The organism is Pseudomonas mandelii (genome assembly GCF_002251635.1).
Classification (GTDB): Bacteria; Pseudomonadota; Gammaproteobacteria; order Pseudomonadales; family Pseudomonadaceae; genus Aquipseudomonas; species Aquipseudomonas mandelii_B.
In genome coordinates this window covers 1-3969 of sequence record NZ_NMOJ01000054.1, presented here as the reverse complement: position 1 = coordinate 3969, position 3969 = coordinate 1, and the positions used below count along the sequence as shown (strand labels likewise).

Genomic DNA, 3969 nt, shown 5'->3' with positions numbered 1-3969 from the left:
AAAATATGGGAGCGAGCTTGCTCGCGATGAGGCCATAACATTCAACATTATTGTTGCCTGTCAGTCCGCCATCGCGAGCGAGCCTGCTCCCACATTGGTTTTACGCGTGGACACGGAAAATCAAATTGACACCCAATCGTATGATGATTAGCGTGGACTCCCATCGCGAACGGCTTTGTGCCGTTCCTGCATCGAGGTGCCCATGTCCAGCAGTTTTCATGCGTCGACCGTCGATTGGCTCGGTTGCTGGATAGCCGCAGGCCAGGTCAAGCCCGGCGAAACCATAAAGGTCGAAGCCGATCTGGGTGAGCAGTTGGGTGTCAGTCGCACGGTCATCCGCGAGGCCATCAAAACACTGGTCGCCAAAGGTATGCTCGAAGTCGGGCCGAAGGTCGGCACGCGGGTATTGCCGGTGCGACGCTGGAACCTCTTCGACCCACAAGTCGTGGGTTGGCTGTCGCGCAGTGGCTTGCCGGAAAATTTCGTCGACGACTTGCTCGATCTGCGCCGCACCATCGAACCGATGGCCGTTCGCTGGGCCTGCGAACGCGCGACGGTCGAACAGGTTCATGCGATCCAGCAGGCCTATAACGCGTTGGAACGGGCGGTGGACAGCGGCGTCGATTACAACCGCGCCGACCAGATCTTCCACGAGTGCATACTTGCCGCCAGCCACAACCAGTTCATTGAACAAATGGTCCCGGCCCTCGGGGCGCTGTTGGCGGTGTCGTTCGAAGTGTCCGCCGCCGACCCGGACGAATTGCGCCGCACGCTGCCGATTCACAAAGACATGGCCGACGCGATCGCCGCCCGGGATGCCGCGCGGGGTGTCTGGGCCTGCATGACCCTGATTGATAACGCGGACCTGGCGATCAAGCGCTTTTACCCAAAAGTCATGGCTGACAAAAAAGCCAGCTAAACAGCTCCCACAAAAAAAGAAAAAACAGGAGGTTTCATGACGTGGCATGCGGTTACCGGACACCGTGCACAACTTGGCGAAGGCCCGTTCTGGGATGTGCCGACCCAGGCGCTGTATTGGGTGGACATCGCCGGCAAGCAAGCCCTGCGGCTGATCGGCGCCAACGTGCAGATCTGGGAAATGCCGGAGCACGTGTCCGCGTTCATCCCGTGTGAAAGCGGCGATGCGCTGGTGACGTTGAGCAGCGGCGTGTATCGCCTGGACCTTGATTCACCAGGGCTCGAACCGCGCCTGACCTTGCTCTGCGTCGCCGACCCGCAACCCGGCAACCGGGGCAACGAAGCCCGCTGTGATGCTCACGGCCGGCTGTGGCTGGGCACCATGCAGAACAACATCGGCGAGAACGGCGAAGACCTGCCCATTGTGCGTCGCTCCGGCGGCCTGTTTCGCATCGACCGCGACGCGCGGGTCACGCCGCTGCTTCGCGGGCTGGGCATTCCCAACACGTTGCTGTGGAGCGAGGACGAGACCACGCTGTTTTTCGCCGACAGCATGGACAAAACCTTGTACCGCTATTTCGTCCACACCGATGGCAACTTGGACACGGCGTATGTCTGGTTCGGTCCCCATGATCGGGGCGGACCGGATGGCTCGGCGATGGATGCCGAGGGTTTCATCTGGAACGCCCGATGGGATGGCAGCTGCCTGATCAGGCTGACTCCGGATGGCTATGTCGACCGCGTTATCGAATTGCCGGTCAGCCGCCCTACTAGTTGCGTGTTCGGCGGCGAAGACTTGAAAACCCTGTACATCACCAGCGCCGCGAGCCCGCTCAACCACCCGCTGGACGGTGCGCTGCTGTCGATTCGCGTCGATGTACCCGGAAAACCCTGCACACGCTTCGCTGGATAAAATCCCAAAATATGGGATGTAAAATTATATATTGAGATTATTTGGTGGTCGGGTTTATAGTCGGCCATCAGTTACACGCACTCACACTTAAAAAAACAAAACAGGTGAAGTGATGCAGCGATTTTCCAAGAAGACTTTTGACCGGACATCGACAGATGCCCGGTTTTTGTCGTCCCTGCAAAAGGGGGCCTTGATCCATGGCTGAGCCTCTTTCCTTGCCCGCCGTGCCCGAGCCGCCCAAAGGCGAGCGCCTGAAGAACAAGGTCGTGCTGCTGACCGGCGCTGCTCAGGGCATCGGCGAGGCTATCGTCGCCACGTTCGCGTCGCAGCAGGCCAAACTGATCATCAGTGATATCCAGGTCGAGAAAGTCGAGAAAGTCGCAGCCCACTGGCGGGATAAAGGCTTTGATGTTCAGGCGATCAAGGCTGACGTTTCCCGGCAACAAGACCTGCACTCGATGGCCAGGTTGGCCGTCGAGCGTCATGGCAGGATCGACGTATTGGTCAACTGCGCCGGGATCAACGTGTTCCGTGATCCACTGGAAATGACCGANGAAGACTGGCGCCGCTGTTTCGCCATCGACCTCGACGGCGCCTGGTTCGGCTGCCGCACGGTGTTGCCATTGATGATCGAACAGGGCATCGGCAACATCATCAACATCGCCTCCACCCACTCCAGCCACATCATCCCCGGCTGCTTTCCCTATCCCGTCGCCAAGCACGGCCTGCTCGGGCTCACTCGCGCCCTGGGCATCGAATACGCGCCCAAGGGCATCCGCGTGAATGCCATCGCCCCGGGGTATATCGAAACTCAGCTCAATGTCGATTACTGGAACGGTTTTGCCGACCCCCAGGCTGAACGTCAACGGGCCTTCGACCTGCACCCGCCGCGTCGTATCGGGCAACCGATGGAAGTGGCCATGACGGCCGTCTTCCTGGCCAGCGATGAAGCACCGTTCATCAATGCTTCGTGCATCACCATCGATGGTGGTCGTTCGGTCATGTACCACGACTGAGCAACATGGCTTTCAGAAGCGGAACTCCGTTTTGAATCCAATCATCATACGATATGACTATTTGCAGTACCGGCTTTCAAAATAACGCTCAAAAAAAATAACAAGGAGTCAGCTTATGAATCGTCGTCGTGGGATCCGTTCCCTGTGCTGTGCCGCTTTGGCGGTCACTGCGGTCAGCCTGAGCAGCNNGTTGCTGGCCGCCGAAGAAGTGAAGATCGGCTTTCTGGTCAAGCAGGCCGAAGAGCCCTGGTTCCAGACCGAATGGGCCTTCGCCGAAAAAGCCGGCAAAGACCAGGGTTTCACCGTGATCAAGATCGCCGTGCCCGACGGCGAGAAAACCCTNTCGGCCATCGACAGCCTCGCTGCCAACGGCGCCAAGGGCTTTGTGATCTGCCCGCCGGACGTGTCCCTGGGCCCTGCGATCATGGCCAAGGCCAAGCTCAACGGTNTGAAAGTGATNGCGGTGGATGACCGTTTCGTCGACGCCAANGGCAAGTTCATGGAAGACGTTCCGTACCTCGGCATGGCGGCCTTCGAAGTCGGCCAGAAGCAGGGCGCCGCGATGGCGGCTGAGGCGAAAAAACGCGGCTGGGACTGGAAGGAAACCTACGCGGTGATCAACACCTTCAATGAGCTCGACACCGGCAAGAAGCGCACCGACGGTTCGGTCAAAGCGCTGGAAGACGCCGGCATGCCNAANGACCACATCCTGTTCACCGCCCNGAAAACCCTCGACGTACCGGGCAGCATGGACGCCACCAACTCGGCCCTGGTGAAACTGCCCAGCGGCGCGAAAAACCTGATCATCGGCGGCATGAACGACAACACCGTGCTGGGCGGCGTGCGCGCCACCGAAAGCGCCGGNTTCGCCGCGGCCAATGTGATCGGCATCGGCATCAACGGCACCGACGCCATTGGCGAACTGAAGAAANCCAACAGCGGTTTCTTCGGCTCGATGCTGCCGAGCCCGCACATCGAGGGCTACAACACCGCGAAGATGATGTTCGACTGGGTTACCACCGGCAAGGAACCGCCGAAGTACACCGCCATGGACGAAGTCACGCTGATCACCCGCGAGAACTTCAAGCAGGAGCTGGAAAAAATCGGTTTGTGGAACTGANG

General features: G+C 59.3%; 4 protein-coding genes. All 4 read left to right on the top strand.

Translation table 11 applies throughout. The features are described 5' to 3' along the window. Window positions 1-202: 202 nt before the first annotated feature. The gene (locus B7L09_RS08820; RefSeq protein ID WP_094468493.1) at window positions 203-919 is read left to right on the top strand and encodes a FadR/GntR family transcriptional regulator; all 717 of its coding nucleotides are present in this window, start codon (window positions 203-205) and stop codon (window positions 917-919) included. Between the two features lie 36 nt (window positions 920-955). Continuing rightward, entirely contained in the window at window positions 956-1831 is an 876-nt protein-coding gene (locus tag B7L09_RS08815) for an SMP-30/gluconolactonase/LRE family protein (protein WP_094468492.1), read from the top strand. Window positions 1832-2028: 197 nt separating this feature from the next. After that, on the top strand, window positions 2029-2847 hold the full coding sequence (locus tag B7L09_RS08810) for an SDR family oxidoreductase (RefSeq protein WP_094468491.1): 819 nt from the start codon (window positions 2029-2031) through the stop codon (window positions 2845-2847). Between the two features lie 115 nt (window positions 2848-2962). Then, complete coding sequence (locus B7L09_RS08805; protein ID WP_094468490.1) at window positions 2963-3967, top strand: substrate-binding domain-containing protein; 1005 nt, start codon at window positions 2963-2965, stop codon at window positions 3965-3967. The last annotated feature ends 2 nt before the right edge of the window (window positions 3968-3969 follow it).